15 protein-coding genes, 1 pseudogene and 1 riboswitch are annotated in these 19,055 nt (G+C 50.8%); of the genes and pseudogenes, 4 read left to right on the top strand and 12 right to left on the bottom strand.

All coding sequences use genetic code 11. The features are described from left to right. Nucleotides 1–72: 72 nt before the first annotated feature. Complete coding sequence (locus tag NSU14_RS06605; protein WP_340943651.1) at nucleotides 73–1,455, bottom strand: ABC transporter substrate-binding protein; 1,383 nt, start codon at nucleotides 1,453–1,455, stop codon at nucleotides 73–75. Between the two features lie 150 nt (nucleotides 1,456–1,605). On the opposite strand from NSU14_RS06605, the gene NSU14_RS06600 reads away from it, so the two are divergent. Genes NSU14_RS06600 through NSU14_RS06590 form a run of 3 tightly spaced genes read left to right on the top strand, consistent with a single transcriptional unit; the run spans nucleotide 1,606 to nucleotide 5,973 of the window. Beyond that, on the top strand, nucleotides 1,606–3,399 hold the full coding sequence (locus tag NSU14_RS06600; RefSeq protein ID WP_042139015.1) for a cache domain-containing sensor histidine kinase: 1,794 nt from the start codon (nucleotides 1,606–1,608) through the stop codon (nucleotides 3,397–3,399). A 20-nt stretch (nucleotides 3,400–3,419) separates the two neighbouring features. Beyond that, nucleotides 3,420–5,000 (top strand): response regulator, encoded by a 1,581-nt coding sequence (locus NSU14_RS06595; protein ID WP_340943646.1) that lies wholly within the window; start codon nucleotides 3,420–3,422, stop codon nucleotides 4,998–5,000. Further along, nucleotides 4,981–5,973, top strand: a complete 993-nt coding sequence (locus NSU14_RS06590; RefSeq protein ID WP_340943645.1) for an AraC family transcriptional regulator — start codon at nucleotides 4,981–4,983, stop codon at nucleotides 5,971–5,973. Before NSU14_RS06595 ends, NSU14_RS06590 begins: the two co-directional genes overlap by 20 nt. Before the next feature lie 57 nt (nucleotides 5,974–6,030). Here NSU14_RS06590 and NSU14_RS06585 read toward each other — a convergent pair whose 3' ends face one another. From NSU14_RS06585 to NSU14_RS06575, 3 genes and pseudogenes are all read right to left on the bottom strand, one after another. Further along, entirely contained in the window at nucleotides 6,031–7,608 is a 1,578-nt protein-coding gene (locus NSU14_RS06585; RefSeq protein WP_340943643.1) for an alpha-L-rhamnosidase-related protein, read from the bottom strand. A 200-nt stretch (nucleotides 7,609–7,808) separates the two neighbouring features. Further along, nucleotides 7,809–8,765 (bottom strand): glycoside hydrolase family 43 protein, encoded by a 957-nt coding sequence (locus NSU14_RS06580; protein ID WP_042141453.1) that lies wholly within the window; start codon nucleotides 8,763–8,765, stop codon nucleotides 7,809–7,811. Between the two features lie 273 nt (nucleotides 8,766–9,038). Next, nucleotides 9,039–9,707: pseudogene (locus tag NSU14_RS06575) on the bottom strand (glycoside hydrolase family 43 protein); the annotation flags it as partial. A 903-nt stretch (nucleotides 9,708–10,610) separates the two neighbouring features. Between NSU14_RS06575 and NSU14_RS06570 the strand changes: the two are divergent. Then, nucleotides 10,611–11,798, top strand: a complete 1,188-nt coding sequence (locus tag NSU14_RS06570) for a histidine kinase (RefSeq protein WP_081970093.1) — start codon at nucleotides 10,611–10,613, stop codon at nucleotides 11,796–11,798. Nucleotides 11,799–11,960: 162 nt separating this feature from the next. Here the strand turns inward: NSU14_RS06570 and NSU14_RS06565 are convergent, their stop codons facing one another. The 8 genes from NSU14_RS06565 to NSU14_RS06530 all read right to left on the bottom strand — a co-directional run bounded on the left by NSU14_RS06565 (nucleotide 11,961) and on the right by NSU14_RS06530 (nucleotide 19,021). Next, complete coding sequence (locus NSU14_RS06565; RefSeq protein ID WP_042139022.1) at nucleotides 11,961–12,362, bottom strand: MerR family transcriptional regulator; 402 nt, start codon at nucleotides 12,360–12,362, stop codon at nucleotides 11,961–11,963. A 385-nt stretch (nucleotides 12,363–12,747) separates the two neighbouring features. After that, entirely contained in the window at nucleotides 12,748–13,107 is a 360-nt protein-coding gene (locus NSU14_RS06560; RefSeq protein ID WP_336103364.1) for an alpha/beta fold hydrolase, read from the bottom strand. A 7-nt stretch (nucleotides 13,108–13,114) separates the two neighbouring features. Further along, nucleotides 13,115–13,248, bottom strand: a riboswitch (cyclic di-AMP (ydaO/yuaA leader). Beyond that, nucleotides 13,247–13,606, bottom strand: a complete 360-nt coding sequence (gene mnhG, locus NSU14_RS06555) for a monovalent cation/H(+) antiporter subunit G (protein WP_340943639.1) — start codon at nucleotides 13,604–13,606, stop codon at nucleotides 13,247–13,249. Its footprint overlaps the riboswitch before it by 2 nt. Further along, on the bottom strand, nucleotides 13,596–13,889 hold the full coding sequence (locus NSU14_RS06550) for a Na(+)/H(+) antiporter subunit F1 (protein ID WP_042139024.1): 294 nt from the start codon (nucleotides 13,887–13,889) through the stop codon (nucleotides 13,596–13,598). Before NSU14_RS06550 ends, mnhG begins: the two co-directional genes overlap by 11 nt. Then, the gene (locus NSU14_RS06545; RefSeq protein WP_076244458.1) at nucleotides 13,889–14,371 is read right to left on the bottom strand and encodes a Na+/H+ antiporter subunit E; all 483 of its coding nucleotides are present in this window, start codon (nucleotides 14,369–14,371) and stop codon (nucleotides 13,889–13,891) included. Before NSU14_RS06545 ends, NSU14_RS06550 begins: the two co-directional genes overlap by 1 nt. Nucleotides 14,372–14,376: 5 nt before the next feature. Continuing rightward, nucleotides 14,377–15,852, bottom strand: a complete 1,476-nt coding sequence (locus NSU14_RS06540; protein ID WP_042139026.1) for a Na+/H+ antiporter subunit D — start codon at nucleotides 15,850–15,852, stop codon at nucleotides 14,377–14,379. Next, nucleotides 15,849–16,181 carry a Na(+)/H(+) antiporter subunit C gene (locus tag NSU14_RS06535; RefSeq protein ID WP_042139027.1) on the bottom strand — a complete coding sequence of 111 codons (333 nt, stop codon included), beginning with the start codon at nucleotides 16,179–16,181 and terminating at the stop codon, nucleotides 15,849–15,851. The genes NSU14_RS06540 and NSU14_RS06535 overlap by 4 nt, the downstream gene beginning before the upstream one ends. Continuing rightward, nucleotides 16,169–19,021: a Na+/H+ antiporter subunit A gene (locus tag NSU14_RS06530; protein ID WP_340948906.1), complete on the bottom strand. Its 2,853-nt coding sequence runs from the start codon at nucleotides 19,019–19,021 to the stop codon at nucleotides 16,169–16,171. The genes NSU14_RS06535 and NSU14_RS06530 overlap by 13 nt, the downstream gene beginning before the upstream one ends. Between the last annotated feature and the right edge of the window lie 34 nt (nucleotides 19,022–19,055).

The raw sequence follows: 19,055 nt of genomic DNA, 5'->3' as shown, positions 1-19,055 counted from the left end.
ATCCTCCTGTCCATAATTGTTCCGCCTCCCGCTGATAGATGACGGGCTGGCGGAACAATGATCAGTTATATCTTATTTGTTCTTCCACAATTCCTTGAACTTCGCATCCATAGCCTCTGTGACCTGCTCCGGAGTGGTCTTGCGTCCGCCGATAATTTCAGCAAATTTAGCTTCCATTTCTTCAGCTACACCTGTCGGCCACATCTGATTGGGGAAGTATACGGACTTTCCGTTATTCAGGTAGGAATCGTTGACTTCCTTGAAGAGTTCATGGTTCAGGGCTACACCTTTATATACACTGATCGAGCTGTTCGCTCCGGTCCAGGCCTTGAACAGGTCAGACTGGCCGTCAAACAGATAATTCATCACTTCTTTGGCGACATCCAGATTCTCCGACTTGGCATTCAATGCGAACCCGGCAGCAGTTGCAGCGGACACGTAAGTCGGCTGTCCTGCTTCATTCGCCGGCAGGGAGAAGAATCCGCGGGTAAAGTCAGCTGCACCTTTGGCCGTTAATGTAGCATAATCCCAGGTTCCGTCAAAAATCATCGCCGATTTGCCGTCAATAAACAGCTGAGCTGCTTGGGCACTTCCAAGTCCGAGTGAATTTTTGACCACATAGCCTTTGTCGTATAATTCCTTCATCTTGGAGATTGTCGCTGCCCATTTCGGATCTGACAGTGATTTCTCGCCTGCCTGGAGCTTGGTGTCAAAATCCATTTCATCCGGGTAAACGACATTCGCGGCAATCTGATACATTCCGAACTGCAGGAACCACGGGTCTTTATCCGCCAGTGAGATTGGAGTAATACCCGCGTCCTTCAGCTTCTGGCAGGCTTCAAGGAATGAAGGCCAGTCTTGCGGCATTTCCGTAATGCCCGCCTGCTTGAACAAGTCCTGATTATAGTAGACCCCCAGGTAATCCAGGCCGCCTGCGATTCCGTAAGGCTTGCCCTCGTAAGACATATCCTCCTTCGCTCCCTGGCTGATGTTATCCCAGAAGGCCAGATCGGACAGGTCGGCCGCATAACCAGCTTTGGCCATATCCAGCACTCCAAGGGATGCATTTCTCGGGAAAACCCAGTAAATATCCGGCCCTTGGCCTGAAGCAAGCTTGGTACGGATAGAAGTGAAATACTGCTCATCCGGAAGCTTCGAGGTTTCCAGCGTAACATTAGGGAACTTCTCCTTGACGAGCTTAGGCATGATATCGAGTGCAAAATCCTGTCCGTCCGGGGCTTTCGTACCGGATACCATCATTGTGAGCGTCACCTTCTTGGCGCTGCTTGCGGTATCTGTGGCCGCTGCGGCCGTTGCCTCAGCCTCCGGTGTGGTTGAAGTGTTCCCATTATTGGCCGGCTGATTCCCGTTGTTTCCTGATCCGCAGCCGGCAAGCAGTGTAAGCATTAACGCCAGCAGCAGCGTGCCCGTCCGTTTCTTTGATCGCGTTTTCATTAAATAACCTCCCTATTCTTCTATACCTTCGATTTCCCGGCCGCCCTTCTTCCCGGTGGCTGTATTGATATCTTAATCGTGAAAGCGGTATAATTACTTTTGCATTTAAGGTGCACTATTTTACGGTCTTCTACATCGGAGGAAACAAGTATGAAATTTGTCAGTATCAAAACAAAGCTTTTTCTGGCGCTGGTTCTTGTCTCCGTCATTCCGATTGTCATTGTCACGTATAGCTCCTATCAGAGCTATACCGATCTGGTCAACCAGCAGACCTCACTTGTTGCCTCCAACACCGTTCATAATACGGTTCAGGGCATTGAGGACATTTTCGGAAATATTGAACGCATCTCGCTGACCATTCAGCAGCAGTCCTCGAGTGCAACCGCATACAGTACAGTAAGTGATGAACTGAAGAAGCTGGCACTTACCAGCGACTCCTACGACATTTTCATTATACAGAACAAGCTGAAGCTGATCTTCGAGAATTTGCTGCTCAGCTATGATTATGTTAACGGAATTTATCTTTTTGCCCCTGACGGCAAAAACATCAGCTACGGCAGCACCGCCGAGCTTCAGGTCGGCTATGTCCCGTTCCAGGATGACTGGTATCAGCAGACCATAGCCAGCAAAGGCCAGCTTTATATCGGAGAACCCGGTGTAAAGCCCTATATCATTAACTCTGAACCTTCCCTTGTCTTCTCCCGGGCGCTTTACGATATGAAGACCCAAGAGTTCCTCGGCGTATTCATGCTGGACTGCAGCCTGGATATTTTCAAGGGCCTGAACCAGGATGCCGTACCCAATATGAGCTACTTTGTCCTGGCGAATGACGACGGCAACATTATCTATGACAGTACCGGCAAGAACACCGACACCCGGCTGCCAAGCGCCTTAATCCGCAGAACGGAGGCCATGGCGGGCGATGAGCTGGAATTTTACGACGGGGACATGTTAACTGTGATTCAAAAGCTTCCGGTCTATCACTGGAGTGTCATCGCCAATATCTCACTAAGCGGGCTGTATGAGAAATACGGGATATCCCGGAAGCTGATCGTTTACATTTCTCTGACCTGCGCCGTTATTTTCATTCTGCTCTCTGTCCTGCTGTCCAACTGGATTACCAAACCGATTACCCGTCTGGCCCGGATCATGCGCAAAAACAAATCACAAAAGTTCATCACGACCGATATTGAGCCTCAGCGGGTGGACGAAATCGGCTTCCTGTATACGGAATACAACAAGATGATGAAGGACATCGATACCTTTGTCAGGGAAAGCTACCAGAATAAAATCCTGACCATGGACTCGCAGATGAAAGCGCTTGAAGCCCAGATTAATTCACATTTCCTGTACAATACACTTGAATCTATCAACAGTATCGCCGAGATTGAGGAGGTAGACAGCATTGCAGTGATGACCAAATCCCTGGGGGACATGTTCCGTTATAGCATCAAGACCGACAGTGAGCTGGTGCTTGCCCGGGAAGAGCTGCAGCATGTCGATAACTATATGACCATCCAGCAGATCCGCTATGGCAGCAAAATCCGTTATGTCAAAGAAATGGAGCCGGCTGTGCTGGAAGCCAGAATTCTCAAGCTGATTCTTCAGCCTTTGGTGGAAAATGCCGTCTACCACGGATTAGAGAACAAGAAGGGCAGCGGATTGCTTCTGCTCAGAGGCTACCTGGAGCCGGATAGCGGGCGGATTATCTTTGAAATCCGCGATGACGGGATCGGTATTCCCGCCGAACGGCTGAATGAGATTCAGGAGCTGCTGGAGCTGCAGCCTGAGTTCATGGGGCTGGGGCATCGCAGCAGACAGAGCATCGGCATTAAGAATGTGCACTCCCGCATCGCTCTCTACTACGGCTCCGACTTCGGACTGGCGATTACCAGCGAACCTGCGGCGGGTACGGCCATAACCTTGACTCTCCCCTCCAAATAACACTGAAAGTAGGCTGGACCATGTACAAATTCATCATTGTCGACGACGAGCCTTTGATCCGCCAAGGCCTGCTGAAGAAGATCTGCAGCGTAACTGCTGAGCTCAGCTTCTGCGGTGAAGCAGACAACGGCGGGGATGCCCTTGAGCTCGTCCGTACACAGGACCCGCATCTGATCTTCACCGACATGCGGATGCCGGTAATGGACGGCAAATCCCTGCTCCGGCAGCTGCAAAGCCAATATCCCGACAAAAAGATTATCGTAATCAGCGGCTACTCTGATTTCGAATATATGCAGGAGGCCATTTCGGCGCGCGTAGTCCATTATCTGCTGAAGCCGTTCAGTAAAGAAGAAATCCTTGATGCCATCTCCAAAGCGGTAACCGCAATCGAAAGTGAGCAGTCCTCCAAGGCGGAGACGCTGAGCATCACCAGAGAAGCTGAGCAGCTCAGTCTGCTTGGAGATATGCATGCCCTGCTGCAATATATTTCCGGGTTTTATCCCGTGGAGCACCCGCCCGTGTTCCGCTCTGCCCCCATGCGGAATCTCATGTCTGCCGGCAGAATGGTCCTGTTAACTCTCTATACACCGGAAGAATTAGCTGCCCAGGAGCCTGCTTTGGAGGGGACCCGCCTGTTTCTTCTGCACCCGCAGAGCAGGAAGGTGGCCTTCTCTCTCCAGCTCTATGACAGTTCACTTCCAGAGACCGAGATCCTGGAACTGGCCGCCTCCGAAGCCCGGAAGCTGATTGCCGGCACGGGACCCCAGGCCTGCATTGGCATCAGCAGTGTAATAAGCACTGTGTCCGGGCTGCAGCAGGCACGCGAGGAATCTATGTCTGCCCTGAACTGCCGGGCCATCGCAGACCAGGGCCAGTATTTCCTCTACCATCCCGGCAGCTACCAGACCGCGCCCGTGATGTGGGAAGGCAGCCGGGACCTGATCTTTTTCATTGAATCGGGCAACACCGGAAAGGTTACTGAAGGGGTGCTCGATTATTTTGACTATTACCGCGGGCAGCCTGCGGCGACCATTCATCAGCTCAAAGAGAATTGCCGGCATATCATCGCTGAGGTCAAAACGCTGATCGCTGCTTACTTCCCGGCCCAGAACGGACAGCATCCGTCTTCGAGCCTGGAAGCCGTGCTTAGCATCTCGTTCGATGCTGAGGAGATCCGGCTGTACTTCCTGACGGTGCTCACCTCCGCAGCGGACTTGCTCAAGGAGCAATCGGTGTACTCTTCGCCAAATGTCATCGACAATGTGAAGGTGTATATCCGCAAAAACATAGCTTCTCCCGTCACACTTGAGCATCTGTCAGGTCTGTTCTACATCAGCCCGAGCTACCTGAGTTTTCTGTTCAAAGAAAAGACCGGTGAGAATCTGATTGATTATGTCAACAAAGAGCGTATTGAACGTGCCAAGCTGCTGCTGCGCACAAGTGAGGATAAGATTTATAAGATCGCCAAAGCTTTAGGAATCGACAACGCCAAATACTTTTTCCGGCTGTTCAAGAAAATGACGGGACACACACCTGAAGAATACCGGAAGCTTAGTGTAGCCGGAAAGGAGACCGGACCGGATGGATCACCGGGAGCTTGAACAGGCTCTGCGCCGCCATAATACCATAGAAGCCAAGCAGCGGCTCACCCGCCGCAACATCGAAGAGTTCGGCGGCCAAGAAATGACCCTGCCGCCCGGAGAACGGGTTCCGCGTCTGCCGGGACACCTCTTCTTCCGCCAGGGTGATTATCATATCAGCAAGCATCACAGGTTTGCGGCGATGCCGGAGCATACCCATTCCTTTATCGAGCTTAATTACATGTACTCCGGCCGCTGCCGTCAGAGGATCGGCGGCTCTGACATTGAGCTGACTCAAGGCCAGATCTGCCTGCTCGATACGGATATGCCCCATTCGATATCCATTCTGGATGAGGATGACATTCTGATTAATATTCTGATGCGCAAGGAAACGCTGAGCGCGGCATTTCTGACACGCCTCGGCATTGACGGGAGATTAACCGACTTTCTGGTCAATGCCCAGTCTTCTTCCACCGCCCATGACCGTTATCTCCTCTTCCGCTCGGAGCACTGCCTGAACCTTCACCATGTTCTCGCCAGCCTTATGTGCGAGTATTTCGATCCCCGTGAGTTCTCGGCGGATATGATCAGCGGCTATATGGTCATCGTATTCACGGAACTCATGCGGGTACTGAACCAAGATCCTGCCTTAAGCGGGCTTCCGTTAACCAAACGGGCCGATCTGCTGGAGATTCTGCAGTATCTCGAACGGCATTTCCGTCATTGTTCCCTGAAGGATCTGGCTGCTCACTTTAACTTCAATCCGAATTATCTGGGCAATCTGCTGAAGAAAAGCACCGGCAAAACCTTCGGGGAGCTGGTGCAGGAGCACCGTATGGCTTATGCCGCTCTCCTGCTCACCAGCAGCGGCCGCTCTATCGGAGAGATTGCCGGTGAATGCGGCTATGAAAGCCTGAGCTTTTTCCACAAGAAATTCGTTGAGCGCTACGGGTTAACTCCGCTGCTCTACCGCAAGCATAACCAAACAACCTGAGACGCCGCTTGCTGCGGATGCTCAGGTTGTTCGCAATGCTGCCTTATCCAGTTGCTTCTACAGCTGATATTTACGGATCAGATAAGCCGGAGTACAGCTCCAGGCATGGCAATAGCTGTTAATCAGATGACTGCCGTAAGGTGAAAAGCTCTTGTCGTTTGGATCATACAGCTCCCAGAACGTATCCGCTCCGTCCTTAATCATCTGCCCCCAGTACTTCTTGATCTCCCGGATGGCTGTCTCCCTCTCGCCTACCTGAATCAGCGCCTCAATGAAGTGATGAACCATATAAGGTGTGGACATCGGAATCGCAGACTTGTCCTCCAGCAGCCTCAGCATGAGCGCCTTCGCCTGCTCCGGTTCCGGAACTTCAGCCAGCACCATCCAGATCTGTGACGCATAGGAGATCTGTCTGTCCCTGCCGCTGATGAAGCAGCCGGATTGGGCGTCCCATAAATGCTCCGCCGCCGCTTGTGTAAGCTCTCCGATTGTCCGCTCCAGCGTAGCCTTACGCTCATCTCCGAGCAAAGCTGCCAGATGCAGCGCGCGCTTCAAATTATAGATTAAGATAGCTTGGGAAGGGGCCTGCTTGTTCAGGTTAGGGTGCCAGTCAATAAAGGCCCACCAGCTCTCGTCATCAGCAACGATTCCGCGTTCGTCGAGCCGCTCCAGCCCCAGCTCAATCTGCCGGTAAGCAGACGGCCACAGCTCCTCCAGCGTATTCCGGTCACCGGTAGCCAGGAAATAATCGTGAAGCACAGAGACAAAAAAGAGTGAATAATCATAGAGATACGTATCGTCCGCTATGACCTGCGGCTTCATGAACAAATTGGCTGTGATCCTGCCCCGTTCATCCGGATAAGCCGCGAACAGGTACAGACAGCGTTTCACAAGACCGTTGCCTGAGAATGTCTCATAATTGGCGAGCGCCTGCAGCCGCAGGTCACCAAGCCATAGTCTGCGGTCCCGCTTGGGCCCGTCCTCGAACACCTCCTGCATACACTCCTCCAGCGTCTTTACGCTGACTTCATCGATCACCTGCAGCTCCGCGTCCGCAGAGGTGAGCGTGGCGGATAACGCAGAGCGGTCGGCCGAGGTTACAGCTGTGCAGCTGATGTCGGCAAAGGATACCTTGTACTTGGGCGAGGTATCCAGAACCTTTAGTTTGAGATACCGGAAGCTGTATCTTCGTTCCAGCTTCAGGGCAGCGGGGAGTACATCCAGATGAATCCGCTCCTCCTGCAGCCAGGAGCTGCTAAGCCATCCGTTGTATTCCGAGAAGGGTTCCGCCATCTCCACCGGCATTTCACCAAGTGTAATCTGCAGATGCAGCGGGGCATCCGGCGGGCTGCCGACGGGAACGATCCGGATTGCCAGAGCTCCGACCAGATGTTCGCCGAAATCTAGAATCACCTCTTCACCTTGGCCGAATGACATGCCGGGCAGGTCTTGCACGTGTTGCACCGCTTCTGCCTGCCAGCCATGGATCAGCTGTTCATTCCTTATCATCCGGACGATCTGCTTCGGCGTACATTCCCTGTGAATAAGCCGGGGCTCCAGCTGCGCGGCAACTGCGGCAAATGCCTCATTTTTGCGTATGGATACGACTTCCTGACGCTGCATAGCTTGTGTCATACTGTAGTTCCTCCCTCGGGTTAGCTTGTTTCCTCCTCTAGTAAACCGTATTCCAGTCCGTTTGAACATGCAGTGAATACAGCAAATTTTGCTCTTATTACAGTTTGCTTCCCTATTAGGGAACACTATTTGGATAATCCATTGCTCAGCAAGAAGGGGCACCCGGCTGCTTGGCGCATGCCGGGTACCCCTTCCTCATTCTATAAAGTTAGCTCATGGCCATCCGGCACCGGCAATCCGAATACCGGCAGTCCGTCTTCTCCCCATGCCACAGGCTGGACACGGGTATGACGGTTAGGGTCATTCAAGGGATCTCCCTCTATTTCCTTATAATTTCTGGCGTGATAGACAAGCAGGTCCTGCGTTCCATCTGCCGTTACCGTAAAGCTGTTATGTCCCGGACCGTACTGGCCGTTCTCTTCGCTGGTCGTAAAGACGGGGACCGGGGATTTCGTCCACGAGCCGGGGTCCAGCAGATTGCTGTCATCCGGTGCGGTAAGCAGGCCCATGCAGTAATGGTGATCGGTCGCGCTGGCCGAATAGGTCAGGAGAACTCTTCCGTTCTTTTTCATAACAGCAGGCCCTTCATTTACACGGTATCCAATCGTCTCCCACTCATAGTCCGGCCGGGTCAGCAGGATCTGCTCACCTTCCAGCGTCCATGGATTAGCCATCTTCGAGATAAACAGGCTGGAGTTCCCCTGAACCGAAGGGTCCTCCTGCGCCCACACCAGATACTGCGATCCCGCATGCGCAAAGGTAGTGGCATCCAGCGAGAACGTATCCCATGCGGTATAGATTCTCCCCTTCTCCTCCCAGCTTCCTTCCAGCGGATTGTCAGAAGCATTCTCCAGTACATACAGACGCTGTGCAAAAGGTGCATCATCACTGCCGGCGGAGAAATAGATGTACCACTTCCCGCTGATGTAATGAATTTCCGGCGCCCATACATAACCGCTCATAATACCGGTGGTATGCTTCGTCCAGATGACGACAGGCTCGCTGGCTGTAAGTCCGCCGATCGTCCGGGCTCTCCGCAGCTCAATCCGGTCATATTCGGGAACCGAAGCGGTGAAGTAATAATAGCCGTCACTATGCCGGTAAATGCAGGGGTCTGCCCGCTGCAGGACAACCGGGTTGGTGATTGTTTCATTCATTATGTAGCTATGTCCGTCCCCGAAGGCCGCCAGCAGCAGGCTGCGTTCCCCGGCAGTAACCGGAAGGACTCCGCCGTGGCGTTTGGTGTTTACACCAAGGTCGAACTCCCTGTCTGCAAGCACGCGGAAATCGCCGCTGCTAAGGTCAGACGTTAACAAGGGAAGATATCCCTTCCCTTCCGCATAACGGTCCACAATCAGGCACCATTCCCCGCGGCCGTTCAGCTTATAAATCTCCGGGCCTTCCACGCCCATAATGGCCTCCAGAACCGGCGCATCCACAAAGCTGAAGGCGTCTTTATCCAGCGACGCACCTTGCTCCACCCGGATATTCTTAGTTGTCTCATCCTTCGAGAAACGGTAGTAACTCCCGCCAGCAGCGATAATTGTCGTATCAATGATATGATTGTCGCGCTCAATGTACTTCTCTGCTGCCGTAAATTCCCGGAAATTCTTCGTGCGCGCGCTGTATATTTTATGCTTTCGTTCACTCTCATGCGGCTCCTGAGTAGCCGAAGCCCAGAATACCAGGAATTCATCCGCAGCCTCATCGTAAATCGCCTCAGGAGCCCATACACATCCGGCGCCCTCCACACCGACCGTAACTGCCCACGGCTGTGACCAGTTCACCAGATCAGCAGATTCCCAGACAATAATATCGCGGCTGCCGGCCTCCACTGCTGCACCCCAGCCCTTGCCGCTGGCAATGCGCAGATCGGTGGCAATCAGATAGAATTTGCTTTCCTTCGGCGAACGGATGATAAAGGGATCTCTGGCTCCCTTTTCCCCGAGCTCCGAGCGCAGAACAGGCAGACCCGCGTTCAGATCCTTAAAGTGCAGGCCGTCCTCACTGTAGGAGAAATAGACCTGTTCGCCATCCGGCTGCTCCCCGATGAAATGAACTAAGAGATAACCGGTGTATGCGGGTATAGATTGAGACAAGCTAAGCCCTCCTTAGGGAATTATTATACCGAACAAATCTTCCAGTCCGGCTTCGTGTCATTTAGTTAACACAAATATTAATCTATTTACTATTATATTAATATTATAGTTAGGGAACATAGATAGAGTCAATGCTGTTTCTGCTGAAATTCACCTGAGAAAAAAAGCCGCTGAACGGATTCAGCGGCTTCATTACCTTTTACATGGCTGCAATGTCTGCCGCCTAATGATAGCTGGGCAATAAAAATCAACCTGCTGGATCTCTCACGTTTACGGGATCACCGCTTTGATCTTCACCCGGGGCCAGTCGGGCTCCATCCTTGTTCAAGTAAGGTACACTGCGCCTATCCACTCAAAATTACAGCTTCGTTTCACCAGCCGGTTGCGCCTGAGACTGGTTACAGCCTTGCCTTCGCCATCAAAGCCCACAAAATTTGTTCATTTATTGTTCAGTTAAGACGTTTACACTATGCTCGAGGGAGGCATCTAACCTTGGGAAAAAAGCGAGCAGAAGAAAAACGGAAATGTGAGTGAGGTAGCTGCACTAACAACCATTACGCCAAAGGAATGTGCAAGCAACATTATTGGAAGGACTTTCGGTTTTATATAACAACCCTCTCCATTTATAGCATTTATATGTTGATTTTCCCGGTTAAGGATGTATTGAATCACGCCTATTGGATCGCCGGCGGATTATATAATCTCCCGGCTGTCTGGTTTTATTTTATACGGGAAAATGGTTTACGAGCGAAAAAAACCTCCCGTTTTACCCGATTGATCTCCTTTCAGCCATGTAGAGCTCCGGAAAGTTATCACAGATGTTATCAACATGCTCACTTACTCAATGGAAGGCAAACCTCTGCAGTTAAGAAATAACTATCTCTTCAAAACTCTCACACGTATATGCAGATGAAAAAAGATTATCCCAAATTCTATTTAATTTGCTGCATAACGCAATTAAGTATAACGGAGCAAGGAGAGATTATTATTGAAGCCTCTAGGGTTAAACAACGCCGCAACATTAGCGAAGATAAAGGATCTGCTGAAGTGGTCCGTGCAGGATCGTCCGGGCCTCTCTATGAGATGGCAAGACCCAATATTCTAATTGTGGACGAGGATCCGGTGAACCTGAAAGTGTTGGCTGATATTCTCTATGAAGAAAATTACAGATTAACTGCGGTCTCCAGTGCCGATGAAGCCCTTGAACTGATCCGCTCTGCTTCCTGGGATTTGTTAATTGCCGATGTGAAAATGCCGCAAATGTCAGGATATGAGCTTACCAAGCAGGTCAGACAACATTTTGATATTACGGAGCTGCCGATACTCTTGTTAATTACCCATTCGATTTCAGAAGAGTCATATACAGAATTCTTACATGGAGCCAATGACTATGTAACCAAACCTGTTGAAAGATTAGAGCTGAAGTACAGAGTGCAGGCATTAATTTCGTTGAAACAATCGATTGACCAAAGTCTGCGGATGGAAACAGCCTACTTGCAGGCCCAGATCAAACCGCATTTCTTATTCAACACCATCAACTCCATTATGGCCCTGAGTGAATTTGATATGGAACAGATGCGTAATGTAGCGGGTGCATTTGCAGATTACTTGCGGTATAGCGTTGATTTCATTAATACGAATCAGCTGGTGGATCTGGAGAATGAAATTTCCCTGGTGAAATCCTATTTATTCATTGAGCAAGTCCGTTTTGGAGACAGGTTAACTGTGGTGTGGGAGATCCAGCCCGCTCTCCGTTTCAAGCTTCCTCCGCTGTCCATCCAGCCGCTCGTTGAGAATGCAGTAAGACATGGATTGCTGAGCCGGGCGAAGGGCGGCGAACTGGTGGTGCGCATATATCAGGCGGAAGCTGGCGCCTGTGTACAGATTATAGATAATGGCAAAGGGATTCCGGCTGCCGAGATTGAGAACCTCCTAAGCCTTACCCGGCATAACACCGGGGGAATCGGCTTAAGGAATACCAACCGCCGTTTGGTTCAGCGGTATGGCCAGGGTCTTCTTATCCAGAGTGAACCGGGCAGGGGCACGACAGTATCGTTCATGATTCCTCTTGATAATCATCCGGTATCTTAAGTTCCAACCGGATTTCACCACCTCATAAATCACGTCTAATGTCCGCGCATCTGGGCATTACTCCCGATACCTCGGTTACGCGGGGGCAGTGGCTGAGTCTAAGCAAAATGGACAAGCTCAAACCATGAAGCTGCCGCTCATTGAATTCGGTCCGGAATGTATTTATTGCACCTTCAAGTGGTTAAGATGATCCGCAATCCGGTTAAGCTCATCGGCAAGCGCCGCCAGGGAAGCAACAAGCAGCTGCTGTCTGTCCGGCTTCTTCGGCTCGGCGCTGATTTTCTCCATTGGCGGAGGAGGTTGCAACTCCTTCTTGTCCTCTTTGCCATACATCGGAAAGCCGTCTTCAATCAGCAGACGAACAATGGTACTGAGATGGTAACGCTCTGCACGCAGTTCACTGATCCGCTTCAGTAGTTTCAAAGTTTCATAAGGGTAAAGCACCTGGTCTCCCTGACGGGTCGCGGCTACAAAATAAGAGAAATACTCTAGCCATCTCTTCACTGTGGTCGGAGGTAATTTCGATATCGTGATCAATTCCAGCTGCGTGTAATGGCGAACCATAACATCTCTCCTCTTTCTAGTGGACTTATATATTTTAATAGTATTCGTGTTCCACGAAATAAATGTGTGAAATTACTTATTTGCGTTTTTTCGCATCAAAAACGGCCAACTGCCTGCGAAGGCAGTTGGCCGTAGATCCATCCGGATATTGTCCTCGATCCTGCCTTGACCGGTCTCCAGAAACTTGTCGTAATATTTGAGTGCTTCTTCATGAAGTGCGTGGTACATATATTGCTCTCCAGCGTGGGCCCTCCGCCGCCAAATACTTATGCAACGGGCCGATCCACTGGATATTGCAGTCCCGCCGGACCCGCCGGTTTCGCCGGAGGCTTGAGGTTACCCTTCCCTCACTGTTCAGTTCCTTGAACAACCGATCCATTCAAAGTCATAAATGACCGCACCATACTCTGCTGCAATTTCCTTCGTGCGGTCTGTCGAGCTGGGCGAGCACAGCACCACTGGAACAAGCTACGATCACAGCCTTCTCTACAGATAAAGCGTCCAATAACAGCTTCAAATCTTCACATTGTGTGTCTACGATCCGACTAATCTCCACATCCATTTTACCGGACTGCCCGTTCCCTCTTAAATCGAATACGATTACTTTCGCACGCTTGCTGAAATAATCCGCTTGCGGCTCAAACAGATGATGGGAGGTCGAATAATCATGAATAAAAACAATGGGCAGACCGTTGCCCGACATCTCGTAATACAGCGACGTTCCATTCACTTCAATATGCGGCATAAACAGTGCATCCTCTCATGAACGCTTGCGGGGTTAGCTGCCGGATTCGGGCCTGAAAGTAGCCCTACTCGTCTATCCCGAGATTCACCCCATATAACCTGGTTCCCCCGCTTCCTATAAGGAATTCAGCGATTAAGTATTATTTTGCAGACGTTTCCTGACGCTCTTCCCCCAGGACCTTCAGATCATCCTGTATGCTTCCCTTCCATAAGGGAACTCCGGAACGGTAGGCTGCCCGGCCATTTAAATGGCCTGCCACCGGTGAAGTGATGAATACAAAAACAATCGCCAGCAGCAGCTTGATATTAACCGTTCCGTCTTTAAACCAAAAGTACAGGAAGCCTCCTGTCAGCAGACACAGCACCCCGAAGGTTGCACTTTTGGTGGCCGCATGTGAACGCAGGTACACATCAGGCAGCCGGACCAAGCCGAAGGCACTTAAGCCGCAGAAGACTGCACCCATCACCACAAGAATGGAGCTAATCAGTTCACCTGTCATTCGGGTTCCCTCCATCCTCTATAACGGCTCCCCGTTCAATATATCTGGCCAGTGCCGTTGTTCCAATAAACGTCAGAATACCGATAACCAGAATAACTTCAAGAAAGTCCTGGGTATCCAGCAGCATACAGAAAACAGTGATCATTGCGAGTACATGAATGCCTATCGTATCGAGCGCGGCAACCCTGTCTGATCGGGTTGGCCCTTTCAGGAGACGGAACAGGCATGCCAGCATCGCCAGCGCCAGAATGATCATTGCCACGGTTAGCATAACTTGGATCATTACCGGGTCACCTCCATAATCGCTTGTTCGAAAGTGCCTCTAATCTGCGCGACAAGCAGCTCTGCATCTTTAATATCAAGTGCATGAATGTACAGCGTCCTGCCATCCTTCGAAACATCAAGAGTCAGGGTTCCCGGCGTCAGACAGATCAGGCACGATAACAGCGTAACCTCCCAAGCCGAGGTCAAGGCAGTCTCATAAGCAAAGATACCGGGACGTATAGCCAGCTTTGGACGGATGATATGGCCGATGACCACGAAATTCGAGACCGTAAGTTCACGGGCAAAGATCAGCAGAAGCTTCAGTATAGCCCATATACGTATGAGATAGAATGGCCGGGTCCGGGCCAGGGATTTCGTCAAAATCAGCAATAATATAATACCGATGACGTAGCCGGCTATGAAGCTTGAGCCAGAGCCATCGTTATTTATCGCCATCCACAGAAAGGCAATCAACAGATTTAAGAGGAATTGTAGGGCCATCTTCTCTACTCCTTCATTATGGCTTCAATGTACCGCGCAGGTGACGCCAAAACCTCGCCTGCCTGCGATACATAAGCATAGACGGACTCGGCACCGACCCCCATAGCAATCACAAGCAGCAGGAGTCCGGCGGCAATAGCCGATGCAGCCTTCAAGTTCACTCTAGGCAATTCATTCACCGGTTCATTTCCCCAGAACGCCAGCCTGAACACCTTCATCAGGGAATACAGCACCAGTAAGCTCGATCCTAGTCCAATTAAGGACAACGTCAGCATTCCCTCAGCCAGAGCTCCGCGGATGATCAGAATCTTGCCGGCAAACCCGCTCAGCGGCGGAATACCTGTCAGGGCAAGAGCAAGGATAAAGAACATCCAGCCGATGAACGGATACCTTTTAATCATCCCGCCCATACTGCCTAGCCGGTCAGTTCCGGCTGCGGATATAATCATCCCGCCCAGAATAAACATGAGTCCCTTGGCCAGCATATCGTGCAGCAGATAGAAGACCGCCCCATTCAGTGAATCTGCAGTCCCTGCAGCGAGTCCAAAGGCTACAAATCCAACGCTGATAATGATGTTATAATTCAGAATCCTCGGGATATCCTTATAAGCGACTGCCCCCAGGCTGCCCAGAATCATGGTAGCAGCAGCCATCCAGGCAATCCAGTCATGGGTGAAGCCGGGATCGTTAACAAACAGCAGCGTGAAGGTACGGATGATTGCATAGAGTCCCACTTTGGTCAGCAGTGCACCGAACAACGCTCTAACAGCCGCCGGAGGCGCACTGTATGACCCTGGAAGCCAGAAGAACAGGAACAGCCCTGCCTTTAGGGAAAATACAATCAGGAACAAAACAGCAATCACATTAAGCACGCCGCCTTGTCCCGCTTCAGCGATACGCTGGGACAGGTGTGCCATGTTGAGTGTTCCTACTGCTGCATAGAGATAAGCTACCGCTGCTACAAACAGTGTCGAGGATACGATATTAATGAGCAGGTATTTCGATGTTTCTCTTAGCTGAAGCTTGGTCCCTCCGAGTGAGATGAGCGCATAAGAAGAAATCAGCATAACCTCAAAAAAGACAAACAGGTTGAAAATATCCCCGGTAAGAAATGAGCCGTATACCCCGACCAGCAAAAACTGAAAGAACGTATAATAATAGAACCGCTCCCGCTTCTCTCCAATGCTGCTGAAAGAGTAGCACAGAATCGCAAAGCTGACGATCGAAGCCATCATTACCAGCAACACAGCAAACATATCACCTACAAATACAATCCCGTACGGAGGAGCCCAGCCCCCCATCTGCAAGGTCTGTATGCCCTCAGAGTGGACACGTGAAACCAGCAGCACTGCAACCAGAATGTTCAGCAGACCGCTGAGCGCACTAATCACGCGCTGAAGCCGGATCTTCTCTTTGAGAAAAATCAGGATGACAGCCGTAGTCAGCGGAATGAGAATCGGGAGTACCAATAGATTGCTCATTCGTTGTCCTCCTTAATGCTGTCAATTTCGTCAGTACCCAGCGTCTGGTAAGACCGGTACGCGAGTACGAAGTAGAAGGCTGTAACCCCAAAGCTGATAACTATGGAGGTTAGAATCAATGCCTGCGGCAGCGGATCAACATAAGTATCCGCTTTGCCCAGCACAGGGGCTGCACCCTTTTTGAGCCCGGCCATTGTGAGCAGCAGCAGATGGACACCATGCGTCAGCAGGGAGGTTCCCAGCACAATGCGCAGCAGGCTTTTGGACAGAATCAGGTACACACCGATCGTGAAGAGAATGCCGACCGCAACCGCCATTAGGAGTTCCATTTCTTTTCCCCTCCGATCGATAAAATGATGTTCATCGTCACACCGACCACGGCCAGGTATACGCCAAGGTCAAACAGGACGGCAGTCGCCAGCTCCGTATCGCCAAGCACTGGCAGATGAAAATGGCCGAAAGCATGACTTAGAAAAGGAGCGTCAAACAGGAATGAGCCTGACGCTGTTAGAATAGCCAGCAGGAGTCCGGAAGCTGTAAGCAGCCGGTAATTCACAGGGAGCACCTTACGTACCTGATCCATTCCAAATGCGATTGTAATGAGGATCAGCGCAGCAGAAGTCATCAAAGCCCCGATAAAGCCTCCCCCCGGATGATTATGTCCGGCAAAGAACAGATACAGGGAGAATATCAGAATAATGAGGACAATCCCCTTGGACATCGTCTGCAGAATAACGTCATTGCTGCGCAGCGGCAATTTTTCTTTTTTGGCGGGTTGGAGCGGCGGGAGCTCCTCCTCCATTCTCAGATGAATCAGACCATAAATGGCCAGTGAGGCGATGCCGAGCACCATGATTTCAAACAAGGTATCAAACCCGCGGAAATCTACCAGGATGACGTTGACAACATTCTTGCCGCCAGCCAGGTTATAGCTTTCTTTCAGGAAAAACTCGGAGATAGGTTCAAAAGGACTGGTACCCATAGCCGCCAGAGCGATCAACGTCATTGTAATGCCGGCTCCAAGCGCTATGATCAGATTGGGCAGCTTAAAGCGCAGCGGCTCCCTCTGCTTCTTCAGCTTAGGTAAATACCGGAAACAAAGAAGGAACAGAATGACCGATACGGTCTCTATAATCATTTGGGTGAGTGCAAGATCCGGTGCCCGGAAAAGAACGAAGAGCAGCGTCACCATGTACCCTACACCACCGGTGAAAAGAATCGCGTTAACACGTGACTTGGCAAATGGAACAGCAAAGGCAGCCAACAGCATTGCTGCTACAACAGCCGTTTCATAAAAAGACAATGAGGCATACTGATCCATGCCAAAGCTTATGCCTGACTGCCGCAGCAGAACTGTGAGTAACGAAATGATGAAAAAGCTGAAAATATAGAGCAGGTAATGGCGATTGGAACCAGTCATATAGGCATCAGTCAAACGTCTTGAACCATTCTCCAGCAGTCTTAGCGAGAAGTCATACATACGGTTCAGCGTATTGCGTCCGCTTGCTTCGCGGTCCAGTACCCGCAGCCGGGTATAGATTCTAAATAACAGTGTACCTGCGGCTATAACGCCGAGGGTCATGAAGATTTCCGGTGTCCAGCCATGCCAGAAATGAATAGAAACTTCAAAAGCTTCTTCCGGTGCGAGTATCCCCGTATGGATGGAAGACATTGCCGGTTCAATCAGCGTAGCAGAGACCAGGTCAGGGAAGAATGCAAACACTACAGCAAGTGAAATTAGAATCACCGGTGACAGCAAGAGACCCAGTGGAGCTTCATGCGGAATTTTATCCAGTTTGTCTTCCCTCAGCTTGCCGCGGAAGGTCTTGAAGACAAAAATCATGCTATATACAAAGGTAAACACACTGGCAATCCAGGCAATTACCGGAAAGAGCTGCGTCCAGTATCCTGAGCTCAGGATGTCAAACTCCCGGATATTAAGCATAGAGGTGAAGAACATTTCTTTACTAAGGAATCCGCTGAATGGCGGCAATCCAGCCATGGAGAACGCCCCGATCAATGCGACAGAGAAGGTGACTGGCATGAGAGACATAAGCCCTCCAAGCTTGCGCAGATCACGGGTACCCGTCTCGTGGTCAATGATGCCCACAACCATAAACAGACTGCCTTTAAATACAGCATGATTAATGAGATGAAAGAGCGCTGCAGTAGTAGCCATCGTATAAAAAACCGCATCCCCCGTGCCGGTAAAGAAGGCTGCCGCCGACCCGAGTCCCAGCAAAGACATGATCAATCCGAGTTGACTGATCGTGGAGTACGCGAGTAAGGCCTTGAGATCCGTTTGCCGGATGGCTTTGAACGAACCATAGATCAAAGTTACCAGTCCTGTGACAGAAACGAGCCAGAACCACTCGGATGCTCCGGCATATAGAGGGGTGAGCCGCGCCACCAGATAGATCCCCGCCTTAACCATGGTAGCCGAGTGAAGGTATGCACTTACCGGAGTCGGCGCTTCCATAGCATCAGGCAGCCAGATATGGAACGGAAACTGGGCGGATTTCGTAAAGGCACCCAGGAGAATAAGCAGCATGGACGGGATAAACATGGCACTTTCGGTCAAGGTCCCTGCCTGTGCAACAATCTCGCGGATACTATAAGTGCCGGTCATTATATACAGAAGATTAAATCCGGCAAGCATCGCCAGACCGCCGAACACCGTGATCAGCATGGACTTCAATGCTCCATAGGAGGATCTTTCCCGGCGGTGCCAGAAGGCAATGAGCAGGAACGAAGAAATGCTCGTCAGTTCCCAGAATCCGTACAGCACCATCAGATTATCTGACAGGACAACACCCAGCATTGCTCCCATAAACATGAGCAGGTACATATAAAACTGGCGGATTCCTTCCATCAGCTTATCGAGATAATAAATGGAATAGAGCACAACCAGGGCACCCATTCCGGTAATCAGCAGGACAAAGAGCAAGCTGAGTCCGTCCAGCACCAGAGAAATATTTACCCCAAAGGACGGCATCCAGTTGATATTGTTAACAATAGGCTCGCCAGCCCGGATGGCTGGAATTCTCGTCAGGAAATAAATGAAGAGAGCTGCGGGAAGGGGCAGAGCGATCCAGCCCAGGTGGAACCGTTTATTTCGCTTCATCAGCAGCATTAGCGCAGCCAGCAAAAACGGAAGCAGGATAATCATATGCAGCAAGGCTTAATCCCCCTTTCTAGTTTTG

It is taken from the genome of Paenibacillus sp. FSL R10-2771 (assembly GCF_038000205.1).
Lineage (GTDB): Bacteria > Bacillota > Bacilli > Paenibacillales > Paenibacillaceae > Paenibacillus_AQ > Paenibacillus_AQ phytohabitans.
The sequence above is the reverse complement of the archived record's forward strand: the minus strand, read 5'-3'. Positions and strand labels throughout refer to the sequence as shown.